Genomic DNA, 24,696 nt, shown 5'->3' on the forward strand with positions numbered 1-24,696 from the left:
CATAGAGACCGATGGCGTACATCGACAGCACCGCCGCGGTGCGCGCGGTGTCGTGGGCAGAGAAGCGTCCGTGCTCGTAGAGCAGGGCGATGATGGGCTCGCGGAGCGCCACGAGACCCGCGGTCGCCGGAAGCGTCAGGAAGGCGACCAGCTTGAGCGCGCCGGTGAGGCTGGCGCGGAAGGCGGGCAGATCCTCCCGGGCGGCGTGCCGGCTCAAGGCAGTCAAGTTCACCGTCGCCACGGCCACGCCGAAGACGCCGATGGGAAGCTGCAGGAGGCGGAAAGCGTAATTGAGCCAGGAGGGACTGCCCTGCTCCAAATGGCTCGCCAATATGTTCGCGACGAAGATGTTGACCTGCGTGGCCGACAATCCGATCACCGCGGGAGCCATGAGACGGAGGATTTGGCGCAGCGCCGGGTCGTCGAAGCGGGGGCGGAAGCGCGGCCGGAATTGCCAGCCGGCGCGGGCGAGAGGCGGGATCTGCACTCCCATCTGCAACAAGCCGCCGAGCAGGACGGCGCCCGTCCAGAGCAGCACCGTCGAATGCTCGCCGGGATGGACGAGGAGCAGCACCGCGCCGACGACGATGGCAGCGAGGTTGAAGAGCGCCGGCGCCACTGCCGGGACGAAGAAGCGGTGCTGGGCGTTCAACATCCCCATGAGCACCGCGGCCAGCGCCACCATGGGGAGGAAGGGGAAAAGGATGCGGGTCAGCGTCGTGGTCAGCTCGAGCTTTCCAGGCGTCGCCGCGAACCCCGGCGCGATCCAGCGCACCAGGGGTTCGGCGGCGATGGTGCCGATCAGGACCACTGCCGCCGTCACCAGGCAGAGGGAAGTGAGGACCAGGTTGCCCAGGGAGAAAGCCGCCGGTTTTCCCTGGCGTACGAGCTGTTGGGTGAAGGTGGGCACGAAGGCGGTGGAAAGAGCTCCTTCGGCGAGGAGGTCACGCAACAGGTTGGGGATGCGGAAGGCGACGACGAATGCGTCGCTGTAGAAACCGGCCCCGAGGAGAGCCGCGAACATCTGCTCCCGCACCAGGCCGCCCAGGCGCGAGAGCGAAGTGGCCAGACTCACCAGCCCTGCCGCACCCATGAGGCCGCGGGCGGGCCGGCTGGTCGGAGCCTGGACCGTCGCTTCGCTTCCCGCCGCCACACCCACCTCCCCGGCCTCGACCCCATGGGGGCGAGCAACCCGCCGCCATTCTAGGCACCCGCCGGTGGCGCTGAGAAGCGCGCGATCGTTGCGACCGCCATGCCCCTCGGCTATCGTCGTCGGTAGCGAGGGGCTGGGCCATCGGCGGGCCCGGCGGCTTCAGGAGCATCCGAGCCGGCGGAGGACTGCTTGACCCCCACGAAGGCCACCACCGCACCCCGCCTCGACGCCGACGCCACGGCCAGCCGCGAGCCCATGTGGGCCCTGGTGGTGGACGCGCCCACTTGGAACGAACGTACCGGTTTTCGCAAGACCCGCGTTCCCCGCCCCGTTCTCGACGAGAAGCAGAACCCCGCGGACGCCCAGCAAGTCTTGGTGCAGGTGCTCCTGGCCGGCGTCTGCGGTACCGATCGCGGCATCTACGAGCGCACCAGTCTGGGGGAGACGATCCTCCGTTCGCTCGCCGCTGAAGGCAAGAGCGAGCGCGTCGTCGGGCACGAGTTCATCGGTCGCATCGTCGCCGCGGGCTCGGACGTGCAACGGGATTACGGCTTCGCTCCCGGCGACATCGTCGCCGCCGAATCGCACGTCTTCTGCGGCCGCTGCTACCAGTGCCGCCTCGGACAGACCCACATCTGCAGCGACGATCGCATCCTCGGCGTTTCCCGCGATGGCTGCTTCGCCGAGCTGGTGAAGTTGCCGGCGCGGGTGCTCTGGCCGACCGACGTGCGCAAGATCGCCCTGGAGGTGGCGGCCATCCAGGAGCCTTTCGGCAACGCCGTGCACGCCTGCACGCGGGTGGACCTGCGCGGCAAGACGGTGGGCATCTTCGGCTGCGGCACCATCGGTCTCTTCGCCGCGATGATCGCCAAGTCGCTGGGGGCGACGCGGGTCTTCGGCATCGAGCCCGACGCCGGGCGCCGCGAGCTGGCGCGCCGCGCCGGTGCCGACGTGGTGCTCCCGGTGCGCGCCACCGGAACCCACGACCCCGGAGCGGACGCCGGTCTCCTGGAGGCGCTCCGCACCCAGACGGGCGGCGTCGGCCTCGATGTGGCGCTGGAGATGTCGGGCTTCAACAGCTCTCTCAACAACGCCATTGGCGCCGCGCGCCGGGGCGGCGAGGTGGTGCTCTTCGGCCTGCACTCCGGCGACTTCACCGTGCAGCGCTACGAGAGCGTCATCCTCAAGGGGCTCACGCTCTACAGCGTCATCGGCCGCGAGATCTTCCGCACCTGGACCTTCACGCAACGATTGCTCGAGGAGCCCGCCAACGGCATCCAGGACAAGATCCTGGAACTCGTGCTGCGCAACGGCGACGGCACCATCCTCGACATCCGTGATTTCGAGGCGACGGTCTTCGAGGCCATGCTGCGCCAGCATCCAAAGGTGCTGCTGCGCTTCGCCACGATCTGAGACATCGAGGTCGCAGCTCTCAGCCTGCAAACTACAGAGTCGGACCCTCCCTCGACGTCGAAGGGCCGCACACGCTCATGGTCTCGCCCGCAGCCCTTGAGATCATCGCCGTCTGCACCTGAGTGGCGGAGCGGCTCGCCTCCTCTTGAGAAAAGTGAGAGGTCCTTCCCTGTGGCCTGGGCGATCGGAACTCGTTTCGAGCGGTCCGCACCGCCCTCATGAGAAGGGCGATTGGGCGCGGCGGGTTGCCGCTTCCCTCGAGGACGGTCGCTGGCGGAATCTCAGTAGTCGAAGCCGATGGCGAAGAAGGTCTTCCACTCCTGCTTCTGGCTGAGCGGGTCGAAGGGCTCGGTGTTGAGCGGCAAAGCGGCGTCGAAGCGCAGCGGCAAGCCGACGTAGGCGCGCAGGCCGAAGCCGAAGGCGGTGTGCACCCGCCGGTAGCGCGGGTTCTCCTCTTCGAACCAAGTCGAGGCGGCATCGAAGAAGACGACGCCGCGGATGAGCTCGGTGGCGCCGAAGAGCGGGAAGCGCGCTTCCACGTTGGCGAAGGCAGCGCGGGTGCCCGTCAGCCCGCCGAAGTCGGTGCCACGGAAGGTGTCGGGGCCGCCGATATAGAGGATGCGCGAATCCCGACCCCAGGAGGAGGCGCCGATGAAGCGCAGCGCCAGGGCGCCGCGGCGGTGCACGTTGAGATAGCGGCGCCAGTCGAGGACGCCGATGGTGTAGTCGAGGTCGCCGAAAGTCTTGCCGCCCTCGATGCGCCAGCGCCCGCCAGCGATCGGGGTGAAGCCGGAGTACGAGGTGTTGTCGTGCACCAAGGCCAGGGTGGGGATGGAGTAGTAGTAGTTCGCATGCATCTCCTCCACCACCGACACCGGTTGGAGCGAGTCGCCGCCCACCGTCGAAAACACCGAGCGGGTCAGGTCCTCGTTGCGGAAGTCCACCGAGAACTCCAGGCGGCGGAAGCGGTTGAAGGGGTAGTAGAACTGGGCCCCGAGTCCGCGATAGACGGTGCTCTCGACATTGCCCTTTGATGGCGAGCTGTAGACCAGGATGTCGTCGCGGTACTGGAACCCCGCCAGCCCCCACTGCCAGCGGTGGCCGAGGTCGGCGTACTGCACCAGGATCTCCGACTGGTCGAAGTCGGTGCGCAGATAACCCGAGAGCAGCAGGTAGTGGTTCCCGAGCATGTCACCGAGCAGCAGCTGGCCGGAGCCGGCGGCGCCGGCGTTACCGATGTAGAGGGCGCCGACCACGGCGTACTCTGGGGTGAGCCGCGCCTTGTAGTCGCGCTCCTTCGCATCCAAGTGGGAGCTGGCGTTCTCCTGGATCGCTTCGGGGTGCGAGCTGGCCAGCTCCAGCTTCGCCGCGTCCGGCTCGCCGGGGAGATCTTCCGGGAACCCGGTGGTGCGGTACAGGTGCCAGCCGCCGTGGTGGAAAACGGAGTAGTAGATGTCGTTGGAAGCGGCCCAGGAGATGGCCGGGCCGGTGGGGATGATGCCCACGACACCGGAGGCGAAGCGCGTGCGCTGCCGCACCTCGCCGGTTTCGAAGTCGTAGGTGTAGACCTGGTAGGTGCCGGTGCGGTCCGAAACGAAGGCGATGGAGCTGCCATCGGGGCTCCACACCGGGGCGAAATCGTCCGCCTTCGAGACGACGAGGTCGGTGCGCTTCCCGGCCAGGAGCTCCTTCCCGGGACCGGGCCTCACCTCGAGTTGGGCGATGTTCCAGCTGCCAAACACCAGGCCGTCGAGGTCGGTGTCAGGGCCCTCGTCGGTGGCGAAGACGATGGAGCGGCCGTCGGGGGAAAAACGCGGGGCGCGCTCGGCGAAGGCGTCCTGCGTCAGGCGCGACACGTGGCCCGACTCCACCTCGACCGCGAACAGATCCCCGTTCCCGCCCTGCACGCCGGAGAACACCACCCAGCGCCCATCGGGCGAGAAGGCAGGATTGGCCACCGACTGCAGGTCCGTCTTGATGCGTCGGATGATCTTCCGCTTCTTGAAGTCCATGATCTGGATCATGTCGTGACCCTGACGGGTGACGACGAGGACCACGAGCCGCCCGTCGGCGGACCAGTCCGCCGAAGCCGACAGCAGGGGCAGCTCTTCGACGTCGGCGCTGCGCTCCCCGGCGAGGAGGCTGCGCGTCTTCCAGCCCTCGGGCGTCCGCTCCGCCACCATGAGTTCGTTGTAGAGGCCGCGGGAGGAGTAGAAGAGCACCCGATTACCGTCTGCCGCCGCCACCGGCGCCAGGTGGAAGGCCTTGGCGTAACCGGATTTGTGCGCCACCGCTTCGGCCACCGAATCGGGCGAGACCAAGTCTTGCCCCAACTGTGTGGCCAGGCTCTCGGCGTAAGCGCGCCAGAGGTGGTCCAACGATTGGCCTTCCGCCGTGGCGCCGTCGAACGCCGGCGGCGGCGCGCTCGTCTGCATGCTCGACGCAGGGTCCACCGGCGGCGGCAGCGATGTCGGCGGCTGCGGTGTCCGCCCGTCGGTGGAATCGGCGACGGCGGGGCGCTCGCGCTCCGGCGCCTTCAGGAGCTGGCGTACCCGGGCCGGCCCATAGCTCTTGGCGATGACCTCGAACAGTGCCTGCCCCATGCGGTAGACGCGGATGTCTTGCACCGATGACATCTGCTGCACCGAGGGCACCTTGCCGGCTCGTTGCGCATCCATGACCCACATCGCGGTGACCGGGTCGACGCCGTTGCTCACCCATTCCGCCATACCCTCCATCATCCAGAGCGGCAGGGAGCGGGCATTCATCTGCGGCAGGATGTTGCGGTTCAGCAGGTCGAACTGGAAGGCGTGCACCAACTCGTGCACCAGCACGTGGTTGAGCTCCGCGTAGGAGCCCGTGAGGGGGAGCGTGACCCGACCCTTGAGGGATTCGGTGACACCCCCGGTGCCCTCGCTGATGAAACCGCCGATGACGTTGGACTGCTCGAAGTCGTGGTGCGTCGAGTAGAGGATGACCGGGATCTTGTCCTCGAACTCGTGCTGGTAGAAGCTCGAAAGATAGGCGTAACCGCGCTCGGCCATCCGGGCCGCCTCGTTGGCCGCGGCGGCTTCCTGAGTGTAGTAGTGGATGACGAAGTGCTCGGTTTCGAGGATCCGCCAGTCGAAACTACGGTACTGGACCTTGTTCTGGCCGAACTGGGCCAGGGCGGTCCCTGCCGGCAGCAGGGCCAGCAGGACGGCCAGGAAGGGGGTCCTCGGGTCGAATCGCCTCACCCACGTCCTCCGGGGGTTCCGTGGTGCCGGGCGGCGGGAGACGGTGAGGAGCCCCGCACGGGCCAAAAACACGGCTTCCACTTCCCAGGGGCCTGGGGCCGATCGGGCGGCCAGACTTAAAGATACATCCAGGCGGCTCCCATTCCAAGGAGGCGGGGGCAGGACGGGCGTAGGGCGCTGCCGGGCGGTCGTGCCAGCCGCACCGGGTGCGGATGTGCCGCGAAGACCGTGTTAGACTGCGCTTTTTCGAGCTCTCGGAACGCCATGAGCTACCGCGGCTACTGGAAACGCGACTGGTTCCGGGTCTCCCGGCGACTCTGGGCCGAAATGATCCGCGACGATGTCTTCGGAGCGGCGGCGCAGCTGGCCTACTCTTTCCTCCTCGCCTTCTTCCCCTTCCTGGTTTTCCTGGTCGGAATCCTCGCCTCGCTCCAATTCGACGAGGTACTGATCCGCAAACAGGACCTGCTCGAGGCGATGGAACGCTTCGCCGCCGCTCTCCCAGGGGACGCGGCGGAGGTGGTGCGGCGGAGCATCGATGCCCTGAGCCAGCAGCACTCGGGGCTGCTGTCCCTCGGTGCGCTGGCGGCTCTGCTCGCGGCCTCCAGCGGCATGCGACCGGTCATGACCACGCTGAACCGGGCGTGGGGGGTGGCGGAAGGTCGCAGCTTCGGCCACCGCAGCGTGCTCTCCTTGGCGATGACGCTCGTCTTCGTGGTGCTCGTCATGGCCGGAACGATCCTGCTCTCCCTCTCCAGTCGGCTGGATGTCTGGATCGCGCAGCACTGGGGTGCGGGCTGGGCCACGGCCTGGCGGCTCGGCAGCCTCGCCGGCGGTTGGGCGACGTTGCTCTTCGTCGTCGAGTTCATCTATCACGTGGCTCCGAACGTACGCCGCCCCTGGCGCTGGATCACCCCGGGATCCTTGCTCGCCGTGCTGCTCTGGTTCGCCGGCGTGCGGCTCTTTTCCCTCTACGTGTCCAATTGGGGGCGCTACGAGCTCATGTATGGCAGCCTCGGTGCGGCGGTGGTGTTTCTCCTCTGGCTCTACATCGCCGGTTTGGCGGTTCTCGTGGGCGGTGAGCTGAACGCGGAGTTGGAGAAATCGGCCGGGATCATTGCCGTCGCGGCTTTGCCGCCGGCGGCGGCGGCCGAGGCACCTCGAGAGCGCGGCAAGCGGGCGGCCAGGGCGGAAACACGGCAGGAGCGGGGAAGGGGCGCGAAGCCGGTCGAGGCGCGACCGGTGCGGAGAAACAGCGCACCGAGGGCGGAGCCAACGCCGCCACGAGGGAAGCGCGCCGCGACCGGATCGCGGCGCCGGCGCAGTGCAGCCCAGCCGCCGCGGCGAGGGCGCGAGGGTGCCGCTCCAGGCGGGCCGGAATGAGGGGATCCGTCACCGTCGCGCGCCTGGTGCGGGCCGGGGGCGCTTGCTGGGGGCCAAACCGCCGGGTAGACTGACCTGCCGACGCGAAGCGAGCCACCGCCCACGGGAGGCGCAAGGTGAGCGCCGCTCGCAGCGTCGAAACGCCGCCTAGCCGCTCGGCACGTCGGGCTCGCAGGCCCTGAGGAAGCTCCCGAAGGAGGGGTTCGATGACGCACATCGTGACCGAACGGTGCGTGGATTGCCGTTACATCGATTGCGCCCGGGTCTGCCCCGTGGACTGCTTCTACGTGGTGGAGAACCCGGCCATGCTGGTGATCAACCCCGACGAGTGCATCGATTGCAAGGCCTGCATCCCCGAATGTCCCGTGCATGCGATCTGGCCGGACGACGAGCTCCCCGAGGTCTACAACGAGTGGCTGGAGAAGAACGCCGACCTCGCCGGCAAGGGCGAGCAGGTGACCAGCGACACCGGGCTGGAGAAGCTGCCGGACGCCCTCACCCTGGAGCAGGTGCAGGAGCGCGAGCGCTCCCGGGGCTGGGAGGTCCCGGAGCCCTCGGACGCATGAACGCGGCGGCACGCCGCCGCCGGACAGCACCGGGCAGGGAAGCATGCAACCAGCGTCGATCCCGGATGCACACTGTCATCTCGACCTGATCGCCGACCCCGAGCGCGCCATCGAGGAGGCCCTCGCCGCCGGCGTCGGCCCGTTGCTGGCGGTGGGCACCGAACAAGCCTCCAGCGAGCGCGTCCTGGAGCTACGGGGCAAGTACCCGGGGAGCGTGCTCGCCGCCGTCGGCCTGCACCCGAGCGAGATTCCCGCTCTGAGCGAGGCCGAACTGGCGGCGGAGCTCGAGTTCGTGGCCGCGACCCTGCCGCAGGCGGACGCCCTCGGTGAGGTCGGCCTCGATTTCCGCGACGCTCAGGAGGAAGGCCAGCGCGCCCGTCAGCGGCAAGCGCTGGAGCAGCAGCTGGAGTGGGCGAGCCGGCATCGCAAGCCGGTGAGCGCCCACAGCCGCCGGGCGGAGCACGAGATGGTGGAGCGCATGGGCGCCTTCGTGCAGAAGAGCCGCCTGCGCGTGAACCTGCACTGGTTCACCCACTCGGAGAAGCTGGTGCAGCAATGCGGCCGGCTCGGTATCTACATCTCGCCCGGGCCGTCGATCTTGCATAGCGAGCCGCAGGCCGCCGTGGCGCGGTGCATCGATGCGGCACACCTGCTCCTGGAGACGGATAGCCCGGTGGAGTTCCAAGGGCAACCGGCGCGACCGGTCTGGGCCGTCCAGGTGGCGGAGCGCCTCGCAGCCCTGCGCGGCGTCCCGGCGGAAACCTTGGCGACGTTGCTGCAGGAGAATTTCCGTCGCTATCTTGGGGGGTGAGACCCACGGGGCCGCCGGTGAGGTCGCGGCGCTGTTCCAAGGACCCCCATGCTTTTTCTTCTCCTCCGCACCTGCATCGCCGCCGTTCTTGCCGGCGCCCAGACGCAGTGGGAGGCAGCGCGGCGGAAACTCGGGGCCCAGGCCTCTCGGAGCGACGCTCCGGTGCGCGCGGCGAGCGACGCCGACCAGAAGTGGTATCTGCGCCAATCGCCCTTCGCGTCTTTGCCCCTCACGCCGGCGCAAGCGGCGCGCATGAACGCCGATGTCGCCGCCGGACGCGACCCCAGCCGCTGGTTGAGTCCGCGGCAGCGCGGCAACGCCCCATGACACCGAAACCGCTCCGACTGGACCATCTGTCGCTGTACGTCAGCGATCTCGAGCGGGCAGAGAGCTTCTACGTCGACATTCTCGGCTTGGAGCGCGTCATGCGCTTGCCGGATCAGGCGCTCCTCTCTCTGGGAGAAGTGAATATCGGGCTCATGCTCGGGAAGCCCCCGCCTCCCGAGCCGGACGTCCTCGACCGTCCCTTCGGCCGGGCGCATCACGCCTTCCGCATCGAGGCGGAAGCCGTGCAAGCCTGGCGGCAACGTTTGTCTGCCGCCGCGGTGCCGACGAGCGCCGTCATCGACTGGGGCGACCACGAGTGTTTCTACTTCCTCGACCCCGACGGCAACTTGCTCGAGTTCGTCACCCCGCCGCAGCCCGACTCTCGCTAGGCGCAGGCTTGCGCACCACCATGGACCAGAGGGTCCGATGGGTGTGTTGCAGCGCCTCGATGACGTGGCTGCACGAGGTCGCCAGCGCTTCCATCTCGGCCCGGTGGAAGTGGTACGAGATGGGGGCGTGGATGAAGTCGAAACAGCTCATCCACACGAAAGCGAACTTCGCCTTGGCCCAGAAGAGCAGGAAAGGGCCAAGGGGAAGAGCTCTGGCCAGGCGCGGGCTGAGGTGTGCCAGGGGCACAACCAAGAGATGGATGTGGAGGAAGAGGAGCCCGGCGGGCCCCAGCGCCAGGATTCTCTGGGCCCGCAGCGGCAGGCGGTGCAGGAGCTGCTTCGAGGGTTCGATCACCCGGGTCATCACGAAGTTGCCTTCGTGGCTGTAGACGCAGACGGCGACCATGCCGCCAGGTCGGGTCAAACGCGACAGCTCCTGGTAGCCTTTGCGGTGGTCGAGCACGTGCTGCAGGGCGTGGTCGCAGATGGCGATGTCGGCGCAATGCGAAACCAACGGTAGCCGGCAGAGATCGCCGCGCACCAGCACGATCCTTTCGAGGGCGTCAGGGAAGAGATCGCGGATGGCGTAGATCTCCGCGCCGATCTCGTTCACGATGAGACGCGCCGCACCGGCATTCCAGAGGTGGAACGCCTCCCTCCCGCGGCCGCCGCCACCGATGAAGACCGTCTTTCCCCGCACCGCCTCCCGTGGAAGCGGGATGAAGCGCCAGAATGTGTTCTCTCCATAGAAGTCGTCGGGGTTCCGGGTGAGATCGGCAGCGGTGAAAGGCTGGACGGTTTGCCACTGGTATTCCCAATTCGCCGCCGCCGCGTGCTGGGCCTTGGCACCCCCCGACAGCGTGGGCGCGGTGCCGACGTCGATGCCATTGCGACCGAGGAACTCGCGCTCGGTGGCGCCGAGGTACACTCCCTGCAGCTCGCGGGGGAAGAAAACGGCGACGCCCTCCACGACCGGATAGGCGGCGGCGCAGGTGGGGCAGTGCAGGAGGGCGCTCTCCATGACGGAACCCACGGTGCGGACCGCGGTGGCTTCGAGCGCACCGCCACACTCGAGGCAGCGGAACAGCTGTACGTCGTCCTCTCGCACCTCGAGGCACCTCTGTCGGCGGCTGCAACCGATGCATCATCCGACAGTGCCTCACCCAGGGGCAAGGGGGCGCTCCTCCAGCAGCGCCCGCAGGCGCAGCCCCAGACGGGTGTGGCGGTCCTGGCGCCGGGCGTTGGAGAGAGCCGTGTGCAGCGCCCGCCGCTGGCCTACCAGGACCACCTGCCGCCGCGCCCGGGTCACCGCGGTGTAGAGGAGATTGCGCTGCAGCATCACGTGGTGCTGGGCGTGGAGGACGAGCACCACCACGGGGTATTCGCTGCCCTGCGCCTTGTGCACGGTCATGGCATAGGCCGGGGCGAGCTCGTGCAACGCCTCGAAATCGTAATGCACCGCGCGCTCGTCGAAATGCACCAGGACCTGTCTTTTCTTCTCGTCCACTGCAATGATCCGGCCCTGGTCGCCGTTGAAGACGTCCAGATCGTAGTTGTTGCGCACCTGCATGACCTTGTCGCCGACGCGGAGTGCCGTGGCCCCGACCGTCGTCCCGTGCGGATTGAGCCACTCCTGCAGCGCCGCATTGAGCGCCACCGTGCCCAGGGCGCCGCGGTTCATCGGGGTCAGCACCTGGATGCTCTTCTCCGCCTCGACACCGAGCGAGGCCGGCAGGCGCTCGCACACCAGCTGGCGCAGCGTGGCGAGAATGGACGCCGGTGTCTGGCGCTCGATGTGCACGAAGTCGGCGCGCTGGCCGGGCGGCGGCAGATCCGGAGGCTCGCCGCGGCGGATGCGATGGGCGTTGTGCACAATGAGGCTCTTCTCGTCTTGCCGGAAGAGCTCGCGGAGCTGCACCACGGGAACGCAGCCTGAGGCGAGCAGGTCGGCCAGCGTGGCTCCCGGTCCCACCGAGGGCAGCTGGTCGGCGTCACCGACGCAGAGCAAGCGGCTCTGGGGCGGCAAGGCTTGCAGCAGGTGATGCAGGAGCGGCAGATCCACCATGGAGGTCTCGTCGACGACGAAGACGTCGCCGTCGAGAGGTCGCGAGGCAGCGCGGAGAAACCGGGCCTCCCGCGGGTTCCACTCCAGCAGGCGGTGCAAGGTGGAGGCCTCGCGGCCCGAGGCCGCGGCCAGTCGCTTCGCCGCCCTCCCGGTGGGGGCGCACAGTACGCCTCGCAGGCGCAGGCGCTCGACCAGGTCGAGGAGGACGCGGACCAGCGTCGTCTTGCCCGTCCCGGGGCCGCCGGTGATGACGAGGAGGCGCGAGATGAGCGCGGCCAGCACCGCCTGCCGCTGGCTCTTCGACAGCGAGAGCCCGGCCTTGGCTTCCAGCTCCGCCATCAGGTCTGCGGCAGCCGCGGGGGCCGGCGGTGCCTGGAGCAACAGCGCCTGCAACGCCCGAGCGCAACGCCGCTCGAGGTCATGCAGGCGCGGCGTGTACACCGCCACCTCGTTCCCTTCACTCTCGAGCACCAGCGCCCCGCGCCCGGCGAGAGCGTCGACCGCCGGCTCCACCAGGCTGGCCGGCACCGGTGTCTCTCCGGCGGCTGCCGACGCCTCAGCAAGCAGCTGCGTGGTCCGCATCACCAGCGCCGGCCGCGGCAGGAAGCAATGCCCTTCGTCCGTGGCCCGGTCGAGCACGTGCAGCACCCCGGCCTCCAAGCGGGGCTCCGCATCAAGCGGCAAGCCGAGAGCGCGGGCGACGTGATCGGCGCTGCGGAAGCCGATGCCCGTCACCTCCTGGGCCAGGCGATAGGGATCCTGGCGCAGGACTTCCACGGCGCCCGCGCCGTAGGCGCGGAAGAGTCGGAGCGCGTAGTGGGAACCGAGGTCGTGGGCCTGCAGGAAGAGAGCGATCTCTTGTAGGTGACGCTGCTCCTGCCAAGCGGCACGAATGGCGGCGGCGCGCATCTTGCCCAGGCCGCGCACTTCGCTCAAGCGCTCCGGCTCGCGCTCCAGCACTTCCAGAGTCGAAGTGTCGAAATGCTGCACCAGGCGTCGCGCCAGCACGGGGCCTACGCCGCGCACGAGACCCGAGGCCAGGTACTTTTCGATCGCGGCGGCCGAGGTGGGCGGCAAGCTCGTGAAAGTGCGGACGCGGAACTGGCGGCCGTAGCGCCGGTCGTTTTCCCAGGCGCCCTCGAGGCGCACGCTCTCCCCCGGCCGCAACCCCGGCAGGGTGCCGACGAGGGTGACCGCGGCGCCGCCGGCTTGGGGCTGCAGGCTCGCCACCGTCCAGCCGCTGCCGGGATCGGCGTAGACGACGCGCTCGATCACGCCTTCCAGGAGCGTGGCAGAAGCGCCGGGAGCGAAGAGATCGGTGCGCACCTTGGCTCCGCGGGAGGGCGGGGGAGCGGCGCGCTCAGCTGATGCGCCAGTACTCGAGCACGCGCTCCAGGGTGAGGGAGGCCTCGGCTTCGCCACGACAACTGTACCAGCAGCGTGTGCACGGTGTGGGTTCCATGCCGCGGTACTCCTTGTAGTCGACGAAGGGCGCGAAGTCGGCGCATTGCCGCACCTGGCCGTCGGGGGTGAGCTGGACGAAGCCATTGCCCGCCTTGCAACCGGCGATGCCCGCGCCGTTGGTGAAGTAGGGCACGATGCGCTCGAGGTAGAAGCGCGAGTTGCTGATGTTGCCGTAGCGCTTCTTGTGGGCGATGAGATCGACCACCAGCTTCTCCAGGGTGGCCCTCTGCTCCGGGGAGAACCAGTGCTCCCGGTTGCCGTTCTTGAAATCCGTGTAGCAGCTCAAGGAGACGTCGGCGTTCCAAGCTTGCATCTGCCGGGCGATGGGCAGGATCTGATCCAGGTTCTCCCGCATGATCACGGTGTTGGCGGCCATCCGGTGGCCCCGCGCCGCCATCTTGGGAATGATGTCCATGATGTGGGTCAACAGGCCGGGCAGCTTGCGCTCTTCGTCCTGGCGCTCGTCCAGGTAGTTGAGGGAGATGTTGAGCTGGTCCAGGCCGGCGGCGAAGAGCTCCAACGCCTTCGCTTCCGTGAGCAGCGAGCCGTTGGTGATCACATAGATGTAGATGAACCCGTGGGTGGCCTTGACGTCGCGGATGATCTGGGGCAGCCGTTTCTCCAGCAGCGGCTCGCCGCCGGTGATCGCCAGCACGATGGGGTTGAGCCGGCGGGCCATGTCGGTGACGTCACCGAGCTTGGGGCTGTAGCGCGTTTTCCAGTCGTCACAGAAGTCGCAGCCGGCATTGCAGTGCTTGGTCATCTCGATGCTGGCGAGCATCGGCCGGCCGTGGACGCGGTTGTAGATGTATTTGCGCGTCGCCTCGACCTTCTCGTACACCGTCAGCTTGCGCATGGCCTACCTCCCTGTCGCGCCAGGGCGGGAGCTTAACAGACCTGGGAGGGGTGGTGAAAGCGGGCTCAGGCGGAGCCGCGGAACTTCTGCTTCAGGAGGCCGAGCTGTTCGGCCATCGTGTGGGTGAGCGAGATGCCGCCTGCCGCGGCGGCCGGTGGCTTGTCCCGCGGGCGCGGGGCGCGTTCCCGGCGCGGTTCGCGCCGCCGCGGCGGCGGCGCTTCGGGCTCGACGGCACGGCGCAGGGAGAGCGAGATGCGGCGCTTCTCGACATCCACCTGCAGCACCTTCACCTGCACTTCCTGTCCTGGGGTGACCACGTCCTGGGGCGCGGCGATGTGCTGATGCGAGAGCTCCGAGAGATGGACCAGGCCGTCCAAGCCCACAGGCAAATGGACGAAGGCGCCGAACGGCGCCAAGCGCACCACGGTGCCGGTGAGGACGTCGCCGGCATGCAGCTGCTCCTGCACTTGCGCCCAGGGATCGGGACCGAGATCCGCCAGCGCCAGGGCGATGCGCTCGCGCCGCGTGCCGGGATGCTCGATCTTGACGACGCGAACGCGCACCTTGCCGCCCACGGTGAGGATGGAGGCCGGGTCCTCGACGCGCGAGTGCCCCATGCGCGACACGTGCACCAGACCCTCCAAGCCACCCAGGTCGACGAAAGCGCCGAAGGGTTGCAAGCGCTTCACCACGCCCTCGACCTCGGCGCCTTCGCTCAGCTGCTTGCGCAGCTCCCGCGCTTGGGTCTTGGCTTCCTCCCGCAGCACGCTGCGGCGGGAGACCACGATGTTGCGCCCGTGATTCTCCCAACGCAGCACGCGGAAGGGGAGCGTCTTGCCCAGGTAGCTCTCGGGGGTGAGCACGAAGGCCACGTCGATCTGGGACAGGGGGCAGAAGGCGCGCACCCTGCCGATGCGGATCTCGAAGCCGCCCTTGTTCAGGGCTTGCACGGTGCCGGAGACGTTCGCCCGTTGCTCCAAGGCGAGCCGCAGCCGGGCGGCATCGAGGACGCCGCGCTTCTTCCCGAGGGTGAGCACGATGCCGTCGATGCAGGCGCCGACGGTGGAGGTGAAGCGGTCGCTCTCCCGCAAGAGGACGGTGCCGCTGCGATCGCGGATCTCCGCGGTGCGCAGGCGTGCCGGGGTCGGGCCAGCGAGCTCGACCAGCGTCTCTTCCTCACCGATGCTGACGACGCGGCCGCGGACGCGGTCTCCCACCTTGAGCGCTGGAGCGGCGGCGCTACTCGAGTCCTCGGAGGATGCTGCTGCGGCCGCGCTACTCGAGTCCTCGGAGGATGCTGCTGCGGCGGCGGTGTTGCTCGAGTCCGCGGGTGACGCTACCTCGGCGGCGGACTCGAGGGGTGCGGTGGCGGTGGGAGTGTCAGCGAGCGTCGTCGAGGGGGATTCGGTCGCGGCGGTTGCAGGAGGCGCATCGGCCGCGACGGTCTCTCCTGCGGTGACGACGTAGTCCACCTCGGTGGGCGCCGCCGGCGCAGCGGGCTCCTCGGCCACCTGTCCTGTCGTCTCCGTGGGCGACTCGGGCGTTGGTGACACGTCGAAATCTTGGGGCATCCGGACTCCTGCCTCGGGTGCGACGTCTCGGGTGGCCGAAGGCTAGGCGGGTAGCATAGCGCATCCCGCCCCGCCACCCAAGGGCTGGGCAGGGCGGCCGGGAGGTCGAGGTCGGGAGAAGACGGCACCCGTCCGCGGCCCGTTCGGCGCGCCGTGGGAGGCGGCGCCAAGCCCTCTGGCTATAATGGCGCGTGCGGCGCGCACCCGGCGCGCCCATGGCCACCGTGGGGAGCGCGCCCAACGATGTACCGGATCACCCGAGAACTGCATTTCTGCTACGGCCATCGCCTCCTGGACTACGACGGCAAGTGCTCCCACCTGCACGGACACAACGGCGTGGTGGTGCTCACCCTGGAAGCGCCGAGTCTCGACGCCCTGGGGATGGTGGCGGACTTCCAGGTGCTGCGCTCGAGCCTCGGCCAATGGCTGGACGAAACATTGGACCACCGGATGATCCTACGTCAGGACGATCCGGCCGCTCCAGGGCTGCTCGCCCTCGGTGAACCTCTGCGTCTGGTGCCGTTCAATCCTACCGCCGAGAATCTGGCGCGCTTCGTCTTCGATCGCGCCCGCGAACTCGGCCTCCCGGTGTGCGAGGTTCGTTTCGTCGAGACACCCACCTGCTGGGCCACCTTCGCGCCCTGAGGCCCGCGGCGCCGCCGTCGACCTACGCTCCACGACGTATGGAACCTGGGCCGCGGCGCGTTTCTTGCGCACCGGCAAGGCCCGATCCGTCCCTGGAGCGTCGCGTGTCCAGCCAGGACTACAGGATCAACGCCGAGGTGAGGCGGTTCCTCGTGAGCCGCTGGGTGGACGTGTCGTCGCTGCAGATCGGCACCACGAATGGCGTCGTCTACTTGATGGGGAGCTTCGAACCCATGGTGGAAGACGCGCTCGAACGGGTGGGACACGTACACGAACGCGACCCCTCCCGGCGCCTGCTGCGCCTGCTGATGCTGGTGGAAAAGGAGCTGCGCCGCCTGCGGGGTGTGCGCGACGTGGTGTTTCATCTGCGCAATGCGCGGCGCAAGGGGGGCATCTGGCGAGTTCAGGGACCGCACGGCGAGGTCTCTCTGACCGACGCGTCACGAGAGCGGGGGAAGAGCCGCGGCGCCGGCGACGTGCAGGTGGCCGCGCCGAAGGACGAGGCGAACGATGACGAAGGACCGGACACCGCTGCGAGCGCTGGGTGAGCTGCTGGCAGCGCTGGAGGCGCGCCTGGAGCGCCATCCGCACTTCCCGGACCTGCGCAACCTGCGCGGTTTGGCGCGTACCTACGCCGGGGAGTACGAGGGGGCCTTCGCCGATTTCATCGAAGCCTTGCGCGTGCATCCGCAATACGAGGCGGCCCTGCTGAACGTGGCCTGGTTGCACGCGCAGCGCCATGAGCCCGAGCTGGTGCGGGCGGTGCTGCGCGAACCTCGCGGCCGCCGCTTGCGCCCGGCTCTGCGCGCTCACCTTCTCGTGCTCGCCACCCACGCTGCCTCCGGCGCGGAGCCGGCGCTGCAGGTCCTCGACACCCACGCCCCGGCGCAGCAGCCGGCGGAAGAGCCCTTCCTGGAGCTGGATCGCCTGTGGCTGTCGGTGGAGCTCGGGCGCTGGGATGCCGTGGACAAGCAGGTACGGCGGATCGTGTCCTGGCAACCCGGCGTCGGGCCGCTCTTCCGCCGCACCGGATTGGTGGGCCCGCCCGCCGAGAGTCGCGCCGCCTTCGCCACCTGGAGCGATTGCTACCGCGGCAACCCGAACGTGGCCACACTGCTGCGCGAGGGCGCCCGGTTGCGCGCGGCCGGCGCCGAGAGCGCCGCGTGCCAGGAACTCCTGGCCTGGAGCGCCGTGCTCTCGCTGGATCTCTGCGAGTACTGGCTCACGGTGGGTGAACAGCACGACCTCGAGGCCCGGGACGTAGATGCCGAGACCGCTTTCCGCCAAGCCCTGCAGGTGGATCCCAGCCGGGCCCAGCCATATATCAAGCTGGGCCAGCTCTACGCCGCCTGCGGGCGACCGCAGGAATCGATCCGAGAATTGCAGCACGCCGCGGCCCTGCAGCCCCGCTATGCGGACGTGCGCTATCTTCTCGGCCTCCTGCTCGAAGATCTCGGCCAGTTCGAAGAGTCCGAGGGTCATCTGCGCACGGCGCTGGACATCAATCCGCGCTACACGCTAGCGCGGATCGCGCTCGGCACCATGCTGGCGACGCGGGGTCGTGACCGCGAAGCGCTGAAGCACCTGGAGCAGGTGCGCGGCGACGGCGTGGACTCGGCGGATCTGGAGAACCATCTGGCCGCGCTCTACGAGCGACTCGGCCGTCCCGAGGATGCAGCGCGCGCCCGCGAGCGCGCCCTCGCTCCGGAGGACAACGCCGACCTCGATTGAACCTGCAGGCGTAACGCTTCACCAGCGGTGGTAGGCCGGGTGCCCCGGTTGCACGGCCACGAAGACGCCGCGGCAGGAAGCGCAAGCTTGCTCGCCTGCTTCGAGGCTTCCTTCGACGACGGCGCGATCGGCGCTGGACTCGACCACGCGGGCGCGCAGGCGCAGCGACGTCGTGCTCGGCGTCGGCCGGCGCAGCTTGATGCTGTACTCGGCGGTGACCGTGCAGGGCGGGGACGCGGCACCGCGCTGGCCCATGAGGTGGATGGCCGCGGTCCAGTTGCAGTGGCAGTCGAGGAGGGTGCCGATGATGCCGCCGTTCAGCACCCCGGGGAAAGCCTCGTACTGCGGCGCCGGGGACCATTCCGCCACGACCTCGTCACCGGCGACGAAGCTGCGGATGCGAAGCCCCTCCGGATTGGCCGGACCGCAGCCGAAGCAGGTGTTCGCCGACGCATAGGTTTCCTGCAGGCTTTTCGTCGTCATCCGCCGGGGCCCTTCTTGAAGCGGACGGTGCCCGCCGGAGGCACCCACCCCGGGGGCGGGGCGGTACCGCCGCCAAAGAGGAAGCTCTCGCACTCCTGCATCCAGGCCGACCGCGCCGCCGGGTCCGAGAGGCGCAGGCCCTTCTCGTTGATCAGCAGCAGCGAGTGTTGCAACCACTGGTTCCAGGCTTCCTGGGAAATTTCGGCGAAGATGCGCGCACCGAGCGGGGTGGGGAAAGGTGCTGCTACGAGGCCGGGCAGCTCCCGGCCCAACTTGCGGCAATGCACGCGCCGGTTCGGCTCGGCCGGCGGTGGCGGAGCGGCACCCTGAGAGGCACCTGCCGTCCCGGGAGAGGGCGGTACAGATTTAGGCGAGGGGATTTGCTTCCGCATGGTAGACTCTTCCCGGTCCGGGCGAACCTTGGGTACCCCGCGAGTTTCGCGTCCTCTCCGCTGGCCTCGCCGAGGGCCGCAATCCACCCCAGGATAGCAGGGGATGGCGAAAACGCCCAAGCCAGACGCAGCCCTGGCGAGAAGGCTGGAAACTACGTAGATTCTGGGCTGTAGCCACGAGCGCCCCGCTACGTCTGCCGTGACGGAGATGGTCCATCTTGAGCAAGCGTAAGTCCTCGAATTCCAAGGGGAAACAGGTGCGGAAGCGGCCCCGGCACAAGCCCGCGGCGAAAGCCGAGTCGGCCCGGGTCGAGCCGCGTCGAGTCCAGGACGCCGCCATGCTGGTGGGAGCCCCGGGACCCCGGATGCAGCAGGTCCTCCAGGCGGAGATCGCTCCCTGGCGACGCGATGCCGTGAGCGACGAGGAAGCCCAGATCCGCGAGTTGAAGCGCATCCCCCTGCGTCATGTGTTCGACAACGACGAGGCCCGCCGGCGTCTGGTCGGTCGGGCGATGTCGCCAGGGAAGAAGCGCTTCACCAAGCACAAAGCGGCTTCGGGCTCCTCGAGTTCCTCGGGTTCCTCGGGTTCCTGAAGCGGCCGGGACCAATCGACACGATGGGGGGCGCAGGTCGCCCCCCTCGCTTTTCCTGGATGCATGAGCGCCCCACGCCGTCAGCCTGCACACGTTCTCCTGGAAGTCCTCCTCGGCTGCAGCTCTGCCCTCGGGGTCGCCTGCGAGCGACTGCCGACGGAACCGGCGCGGAGCCGCGACGGGGCCGTCCGGGCCATGACCTTCGCCGCTTGGAGCGCCGACGGCTATGCCTCCGAGTCGGCGGCGGCGGAGCTCTCGGGGGTGGCTGGTCTCGGCGCCACCAGCATTTGGATCCTCATCACCGCCACCCAAGGAGACCGTCACGCCTCGAGCCTCGGGGCCTCGGGCCTCACGCCGAGCTTGGAGTCGGTGCGCGTCGCCGCGACCCGCGCCCGCTCTCTCGGGCTCGACGTCGTCTTGAAAGTGCACGTCGACCTCGCCGACGGCACCTGGCGTGGTCACATCGAACCCGACGATCCCACCGCCTGGTTCCAGTCGTACCGGGATTTCCTCCTGCCGTGGGTGGATCTGGCGGTGGAGCTCGGGTCGAGCCATTTCGTCGTCGGCACCGAGCTCGCCGGGACGGTACGACACGAAACTCTCTGGCGCGAGACGATCGCCGCGGTCCGAGCCCGTTACGCCGGCACGCTCGTCTACGCCGCCTCCTGGGACGAGGCTTCCCGGGTGCCGTTCTGGGATGCCTTCGACCGGGTGGGCGTCGATGCCTATTTCCCGGTGGCGGTGCGCGCCGAGGCAGGGCGGGCCGAGCTGCTCGCGGGCTGGCAGCCCTGGCTCGATCGACTCGAGCGGCTGCACCGCCAAACCCATCGACCGGTGCTGCTCACCGAGATCGGCTATCCCAGCATCGATGGCGCCGGGATGACGCCGTACCGCGTACCCGCAGGCCGCATCGATCTCGGCGAGCAAGCCGATCTCTACTGGGCCGCCCTGCAGGCCACGGGAGAGAACGAGTGGATCGTCGGGCTCGTCTGGTGGAACTGGCTCGCGGGTGGTGGAGGGGGGCCGGGTGACCGTGACTACACCCCCGCGGGCAAGCCCGCGGCGCAGGAGCTCGCCTCAGCGTGGCTACCCATGGTGATGCCTGCGGCGTCACGAACGGGCCAAGCTCGATGAAAACGCCGGCGCGCCACCGCGCGGTTCTCGCCCTCTGGCCGCTCTACGCACTCCTGCCGCTCTCTGTGCTGCTGCTCTCCGCGCTGCTCCCGCTCCCGCAGGAAGCGTACGCCGAGGAGGTAGGTCTCCACTCGGGATGTGTCGAGCTGGGTGTGGCCGGCGCGCTGACCCACGTAGAGGGCTCGACGCAGGCCCAGATCCTGTTGCGCTCCGGGCCCTTCGTCGCCGCAGGACCTGGGCTCGTCGGATTGCAGGGCGAGTTCGGATACACGCACGAACGCGATCTGGATCGTTTCGAGGTGCAGGGGATCGTGTCGTGGCAGCGGAGCGCCTGGCGGCCGGAGCTGTGGCCGTACCTCGCCGTGGCCGGCGGCGTGCAGGTCGAATGGTTGGGGAGCTTTCGCACCACACGCTTCCCCGTGGGCGCCGATGCCGGTGTCCGCACGCTCCTCGGCAACCGGGCCGGCCTGCGGCTCGAGTACCGCTACCGCCGCCTCCTCGACGATCCCGTGGCCGACTACGACGAGCATCGCCTCGTCCTCGGCGTGTCGCTCTTCCTGCACAACCAGCCGCCTTCCTGAACTCTCGTCCACCTCGCTCCGCCGGTCTTCCGGCTGGGCTCGTGCGGCCCACTCCGCACGGAAGTTGCGTTCTCGCCGCAAGGTCTTGCATCGCGCCGGTCGCTGCCAGGCGGCGGCGCTCGTCGCACGCCGACGAGACCACCGAACACGAACTGGCAGCGCACGATGCTGCCGCACGGGAAGCACCAGCGCGGCATGGTACGTTCGATGCAGACTTACGTGACGACGACTTCACCCACCCCGCGCCACACCTCCGCAGATGCGCCGCTCCGGGCGGCCCGATGGCCGATTCAGGTTTCCCTCGACCGCAGGTTGGGGCCGCTCCGGATGCAGCTCGGCCCGGGGGCGCCATCAAACTGGAGGTTTAGGCCACGGGCGCCCGCGCGCTCTTGGTTTCGTGCGCACGTTGTAGGGGAAATGGAGGTCAGCCATGCTTCACATCCCGCGGCTTCTGTTGCTGCCGCTCCTCGCCATCGCACTCCTCGCCGGCTGCCTGAACGACAGCTCCACCGCACCGGCGGTGAGCACCTCGACGAAAAGCGTCCCGTCGTTCCCCTCCGATCCGGGGGAGTTCGTCTCTACCATCGACAACCCCTATCTCAATTTCCGGATCGGGAGGGTGTTCCACTACCGCGCCGAGACGGAGGCTGGCATCGAGACCAACGTGGTCACGGTCACCCGCCAGGCCAAGACCATCCTCGGGGTGCCGGTGACGGTCGTGCACGACGAGGTGTTCCTCGACGGCGTGCTCACGGAAGACACTTTCGACTGGTTCGCCCAGGACCAGGACGGCAACGTCTGGTACTTCGGTGAGGCCACGGTGGACGTCCCCACCGGCGACACCGCCGGTTCCTGGGAGGCCGGTGTCGGCGGCGCCATGCCCGGCATCATCATGCTCGCCGAGCCCGAAGTCGGCATGAAATACCAACAAGAGGACGCCCCGACCGTGGCGGAGGACCTGGCCAGGGTCTCCGGCCTGGACGAAACGGTCGCAGTGCAGCTCGGCACCTACACGGGCTGCCTCAAGACGACGGAGTCGAATGGCCTGGAGCCGGGAAGCAAGGAGTTCAAGTTCTACGCCCCCGACGTCGGTCTCCTGCTGATCGTCGAAGATGGTGGCAAGGGGGCGCGGGTCGAATTGACCGGGATCGAGCATTGAGAGTGGCAGGCGCCGGCGCTAGCCGGAGCGTCACTACAGCCGCTGCGTCTTCTTCAGAAAACGCAGCGTGCCGTAGGCTCCGGCCAGCGCGGCGAAACCGGCGAGCACCCACTCGAGCCCTGGTCTGGCGCCCTTCCAACCGCCCGCGGCGAGGCGTTCGCGGGCCACGATCCCGAGCGCCAGGGCCACCCAAGTGAAGGTGGTGCCGTACTCTTTGCGCGCCAGGCGGCGCCAGTCGAAGCGGTGTCCCGCGAGGGCCTTCCGCAGGGCGCCGAGGGAGGGGAAGAAGCGTGGGACACGCCGGCAATAGTCGGCGTAGACGCCGCCGAACTTGTGCAGGAGATACGCTTCTTCCGCCGCCACGATGGCGAGGTAAGCCAGGGCGAAGAAGGGTACTCCCACCCCGTAGCCCAGGGGCGAGAAGATCATGGTGAACAGTCCGAGAACGATGAGGAAGTTGCCGGCGTAGAGAGGGTTGCGCGTGAGGGCGAACATTCCCTCCTGGACCAGATCTTCTGCATGGAGCCGCCGGTTTTTTCCGCCGCGCACGATGTAGACATAGCCGATGGCGCCCGCGCGCAAGAGTTGACCCGAGAGGGCGACGGCGAAGCCGGCGAGGTCGAGGGCGGCGTCGGCAAGGCTGCTACCGAAAGCCGGGCGCGGCCGGGAAAGCAGCCAGAGCGGGACGAAGACGAGGGGGAACATCCCATTGCGCCAGCGGAAGAAGAAATTCCCCAAGGCCACGAGTCGGCGTCGCCCGGAGAGACTCGTCGCAGCCAACGGAGCCTCCGCCGGAGCGACGAGGTTCATTGCATCGCCAGGATCGCGCAAAAGTTGTACCACTTGAAGAAAATGTCCACCTGGCTGAAACCGGACTTGCGCAAGAGCTCCTTGTTCTCCTCCAAGCGGTAGGGAACGAGCACGTTCTCCAAGGCTTCGCGCTTCTGGGCGATCTCGAGGTCGGTGTAACCGTTCCGTTTCTTCAGCTCGTAGTAGTGATCGATGAACAGCCGGTTGAAGGTGGAGCTCTCGCCGAGGACCTTCTCGACCAGGATCAGGCAGCCGTTCGGAGCCAGGCCCTCGCGGATCGAGCGGATCAGGCGTTCGCGGTACAAAGGGCGGACGAACTGCAGGGTGAGCACGAGGAGCACCACGGAGGCATTCTCGATCGGCACGCCGAGCCCGAGGTCTCGGCACTGCAGCTCGAAGGGATGGCGGAAGCCGTGCCGCCGCAGCTTGGTCTGCGCCTGCTCGAGCATGTCCGAGGAGGAATCGACGCCCACGAAGCGGACCTCCACCTCCGGCGGCAGGATGCGGTCCAGGTGCAAGAAGCTCGTGCAGGTGGAGCAGCCGAGATCGTAGACGTTGGTGCCCGGGGCGGCGAAGTCGGCGGCCAGCTCCGCCACCATGCGTTGGATCTCCTGGTAGAACGGCACCGATCGGTCCAGCATGTCGTCGAAGACCGCGGCGGTCTCCCGGCCGAAGTCGAAGTCCTGCGCCCGGCGTTGCACCGCGAAGATCCCGTCCCGCGAACTCTCCGTCATGGCTTGCCTCGGGGTTGCTGCGGTGCGGCGGTGCCGGCCCATCCCAGCGCCGTGACTAGCGCCGCGAACTCGTTCAGATTCAGCTGCTGGAACCCATCGGAGAGCGCCTGCTCCGGGCGGTGGTGGACCTCCAACATCAGACCGTCGGCCCCAACGGCGAGGGCAGCACGGGCGCACGGGAGCATGATGTCCCGGCGGCCGAGCGCGTGGCTCAGGTCGACGATGACCGGCAGCGCGGTCTCCTTCTTGAGGAGCGCCACCGCCGCCAGGTCCAGGGTGTTGCGCGTCCAGGGTTCGAAGGTGCGGATGCCGCGCTCGCAAAGCACGACGGCCTCGTTGCCGTGGGAGAGGATGTACTCGGCGGAGAGCAAGAATTCGTCGAGGGTCGCCATGAAACCGCGTTTGAGGAGCACGGGCTTGGCGACCTTTCCCAGCGCCTTGAGGAGCTCGGTGTTGTACATGTTGCGAGCGCCGACCTGCAGCATGTCGGCGTGCTCGGCGACGACGTCCAGCGTCGCGGTGTCGAGCACTTCGGTCACCGTGGGCAGGCCATGGCGCCGGGCCGTGGACTGCAACAAGCGCAGACCGTCTTCGCGCAGCCCCTGGAACGAGTAGGGGTTGGTGCGGGGCTTGTAGGCACCGGCGCGGAAGATCGTCGGCCCAGGCAATTCCGCCAGGGCCGCTGCGATGGTGTCCATCTGCTCCGGCGTTTCCACCGAGCAAGGTCCGGCGAAGAGCACCGGCCGCCCGGCGCCGATCGCCACCTGGCGTACCCGAATGCCACCGGCCGGCAGCAGATCCCGACGCCGAGCGAGCATGGTGCGGTCCCGCTCGCGGTTCTGCAGGTCCAGGGAACTGCGAAAGATGGCCCGGAAGATCTCTTTGATCGCCTCGGGACCGAAGGGGCCGGGCGGCGCGGCGAGCAAGGCCTCGAGCATTTCCTCTTCGCGGCTCGGTTCGTAGCTGTCGAGGTTTTCGCTTCTCTTGACCGCGGCGATCTCCAGCACGATCTCGGCGCGCCGCTGTAGCAGCTGCAGGAGATCGCGATTGAGCCCGTCGATCTGCCGCCGTAGCTCGCTCAGGCTCCGCTGCGTCACGGTGGGGTCTCCTTCACTGCATCCCCGGGCGTCACGGGGACGCGAACGAGGGAGCGTAGCACTGTCCGGGCGGTGCGTCGAGGCGGCACATGCTAGAGGGAGC

At 68.5% G+C, this 24,696-nt stretch carries 24 protein-coding genes; 13 read left to right on the plus strand and 11 right to left on the minus strand.

Annotated features, from left to right (window positions below; translation table 11 throughout):
• On the minus strand, positions 1-1,153 hold a 1,153-nt coding region (gene murJ, locus VFE28_13110; GenBank protein ID HZM16934.1), incomplete at its 3' end, for a murein biosynthesis integral membrane protein MurJ.
• A gap of 189 nt (positions 1,154-1,342) precedes the next feature.
• Between murJ and VFE28_13115 the strand changes: the two genes are divergently transcribed.
• On the plus strand, positions 1,343-2,566 hold the full coding sequence (locus tag VFE28_13115; GenBank protein HZM16935.1) for an alcohol dehydrogenase catalytic domain-containing protein: 1,224 nt from the start codon (positions 1,343-1,345) through the stop codon (positions 2,564-2,566).
• A 281-nt stretch (positions 2,567-2,847) separates the two neighbouring features.
• On the opposite strand, the gene VFE28_13120 is transcribed toward VFE28_13115, so the two are convergent.
• Positions 2,848-5,802 carry a BamA/TamA family outer membrane protein gene (locus VFE28_13120; GenBank protein HZM16936.1) on the minus strand — a complete coding sequence of 985 codons (2,955 nt, stop codon included), beginning with the start codon at positions 5,800-5,802 and terminating at the stop codon, positions 2,848-2,850.
• 264 nt (positions 5,803-6,066) lie between these two features.
• On the opposite strand from VFE28_13120, the gene VFE28_13125 reads away from it, so the two are divergent.
• From VFE28_13125 to VFE28_13145, 5 genes are all read left to right on the plus strand, one after another.
• Positions 6,067-7,185, plus strand: a complete 1,119-nt coding sequence (locus VFE28_13125) for a YhjD/YihY/BrkB family envelope integrity protein (protein ID HZM16937.1) — start codon at positions 6,067-6,069, stop codon at positions 7,183-7,185.
• Positions 7,186-7,391: 206 nt separating this feature from the next.
• Positions 7,392-7,751, plus strand: a complete 360-nt coding sequence (locus VFE28_13130; protein HZM16938.1) for a ferredoxin family protein — start codon at positions 7,392-7,394, stop codon at positions 7,749-7,751.
• Between the two features lie 43 nt (positions 7,752-7,794).
• Positions 7,795-8,562 carry a TatD family hydrolase gene (locus VFE28_13135; protein HZM16939.1) on the plus strand — a complete coding sequence of 256 codons (768 nt, stop codon included), beginning with the start codon at positions 7,795-7,797 and terminating at the stop codon, positions 8,560-8,562.
• Between the two features lie 48 nt (positions 8,563-8,610).
• Positions 8,611-8,889: a hypothetical protein gene (locus tag VFE28_13140; GenBank protein HZM16940.1), complete on the plus strand. Its 279-nt coding sequence runs from the start codon at positions 8,611-8,613 to the stop codon at positions 8,887-8,889.
• On the plus strand, positions 8,886-9,278 hold the full coding sequence (locus VFE28_13145) for a VOC family protein (GenBank protein HZM16941.1): 393 nt from the start codon (positions 8,886-8,888) through the stop codon (positions 9,276-9,278). Before VFE28_13140 ends, VFE28_13145 begins: the two co-directional genes overlap by 4 nt.
• Here VFE28_13145 and VFE28_13150 read toward each other — a convergent pair.
• From VFE28_13150 to VFE28_13165, 4 genes are all read right to left on the minus strand, one after another.
• Positions 9,250-10,386 (minus strand): methyltransferase domain-containing protein, encoded by a 1,137-nt coding sequence (locus VFE28_13150; protein ID HZM16942.1) that lies wholly within the window; start codon positions 10,384-10,386, stop codon positions 9,250-9,252. The two genes, VFE28_13145 and VFE28_13150, sit on opposite strands and share 29 nt — an antisense overlap.
• A gap of 51 nt (positions 10,387-10,437) precedes the next feature.
• The gene (locus VFE28_13155; protein HZM16943.1) at positions 10,438-12,669 is read right to left on the minus strand and encodes an ATP-dependent RecD-like DNA helicase; all 2,232 of its coding nucleotides are present in this window, start codon (positions 12,667-12,669) and stop codon (positions 10,438-10,440) included.
• Between the two features lie 34 nt (positions 12,670-12,703).
• A complete protein-coding gene (locus tag VFE28_13160; protein ID HZM16944.1) occupies positions 12,704-13,663 on the minus strand; it encodes a radical SAM protein in 960 nt (319 codons plus the stop codon).
• Between the two features lie 65 nt (positions 13,664-13,728).
• Entirely contained in the window at positions 13,729-15,234 is a 1,506-nt protein-coding gene (locus VFE28_13165) for a S1 RNA-binding domain-containing protein (GenBank protein HZM16945.1), read from the minus strand.
• 243 nt (positions 15,235-15,477) lie between these two features.
• Here VFE28_13165 and VFE28_13170 point away from each other — a divergent pair, with 243 nt between their 5' ends.
• From VFE28_13170 to VFE28_13180, 3 genes are all read left to right on the plus strand, one after another.
• Positions 15,478-15,879: a 6-carboxytetrahydropterin synthase gene (locus VFE28_13170; GenBank protein HZM16946.1), complete on the plus strand. Its 402-nt coding sequence runs from the start codon at positions 15,478-15,480 to the stop codon at positions 15,877-15,879.
• 104 nt (positions 15,880-15,983) lie between these two features.
• Positions 15,984-16,427, plus strand: coding sequence for a hypothetical protein (locus VFE28_13175; protein HZM16947.1), 444 nt, complete (start codon positions 15,984-15,986; stop codon positions 16,425-16,427).
• Positions 16,390-17,610: a tetratricopeptide repeat protein gene (locus VFE28_13180; GenBank protein ID HZM16948.1), complete on the plus strand. Its 1,221-nt coding sequence runs from the start codon at positions 16,390-16,392 to the stop codon at positions 17,608-17,610. The genes VFE28_13175 and VFE28_13180 overlap by 38 nt, the downstream gene beginning before the upstream one ends.
• An 18-nt stretch (positions 17,611-17,628) precedes the next feature.
• Here the strand turns inward: VFE28_13180 and VFE28_13185 are convergent, their stop codons facing one another.
• Positions 17,629-18,093: a PaaI family thioesterase gene (locus VFE28_13185; GenBank protein HZM16949.1), complete on the minus strand. Its 465-nt coding sequence runs from the start codon at positions 18,091-18,093 to the stop codon at positions 17,629-17,631.
• Positions 18,090-18,380 (minus strand): oxidative damage protection protein, encoded by a 291-nt coding sequence (locus VFE28_13190; GenBank protein ID HZM16950.1) that lies wholly within the window; start codon positions 18,378-18,380, stop codon positions 18,090-18,092. The genes VFE28_13185 and VFE28_13190 overlap by 4 nt, the downstream gene beginning before the upstream one ends.
• Before the next feature lie 323 nt (positions 18,381-18,703).
• On the opposite strand from VFE28_13190, the gene VFE28_13195 reads away from it, so the two are divergent.
• From VFE28_13195 to VFE28_13210, 4 genes are all read left to right on the plus strand, one after another.
• Positions 18,704-19,078 (plus strand): hypothetical protein, encoded by a 375-nt coding sequence (locus tag VFE28_13195; protein HZM16951.1) that lies wholly within the window; start codon positions 18,704-18,706, stop codon positions 19,076-19,078.
• Positions 19,079-19,141: 63 nt separating this feature from the next.
• Positions 19,142-20,212: a hypothetical protein gene (locus tag VFE28_13200; GenBank protein HZM16952.1), complete on the plus strand. Its 1,071-nt coding sequence runs from the start codon at positions 19,142-19,144 to the stop codon at positions 20,210-20,212.
• Positions 20,209-20,793, plus strand: a complete 585-nt coding sequence (locus VFE28_13205) for a hypothetical protein (GenBank protein HZM16953.1) — start codon at positions 20,209-20,211, stop codon at positions 20,791-20,793. The genes VFE28_13200 and VFE28_13205 overlap by 4 nt, the downstream gene beginning before the upstream one ends.
• A gap of 430 nt (positions 20,794-21,223) precedes the next feature.
• Positions 21,224-21,952, plus strand: a complete 729-nt coding sequence (locus VFE28_13210; GenBank protein HZM16954.1) for a hypothetical protein — start codon at positions 21,224-21,226, stop codon at positions 21,950-21,952.
• Positions 21,953-21,985: 33 nt separating this feature from the next.
• On the opposite strand, the gene VFE28_13215 is transcribed toward VFE28_13210, so the two are convergent.
• Genes VFE28_13215 through VFE28_13225 form a run of 3 tightly spaced genes read right to left on the minus strand, consistent with a single transcriptional unit; the run spans position 21,986 to position 24,593 of the window.
• Entirely contained in the window at positions 21,986-22,732 is a 747-nt protein-coding gene (locus VFE28_13215) for an isoprenylcysteine carboxylmethyltransferase family protein (GenBank protein HZM16955.1), read from the minus strand.
• A gap of 26 nt (positions 22,733-22,758) precedes the next feature.
• A complete protein-coding gene (gene cmoA, locus VFE28_13220; protein HZM16956.1) occupies positions 22,759-23,496 on the minus strand; it encodes a carboxy-S-adenosyl-L-methionine synthase CmoA in 738 nt (245 codons plus the stop codon).
• A complete protein-coding gene (locus tag VFE28_13225) occupies positions 23,493-24,593 on the minus strand; it encodes a bifunctional 3-deoxy-7-phosphoheptulonate synthase/chorismate mutase (GenBank protein HZM16957.1) in 1,101 nt (366 codons plus the stop codon). Before VFE28_13225 ends, cmoA begins: the two co-directional genes overlap by 4 nt.
• Positions 24,594-24,696: the final 103 nt, after the last annotated feature.

This window comes from Candidatus Krumholzibacteriia bacterium, from assembly GCA_035649275.1.
Classification (GTDB): Bacteria; Krumholzibacteriota; Krumholzibacteriia.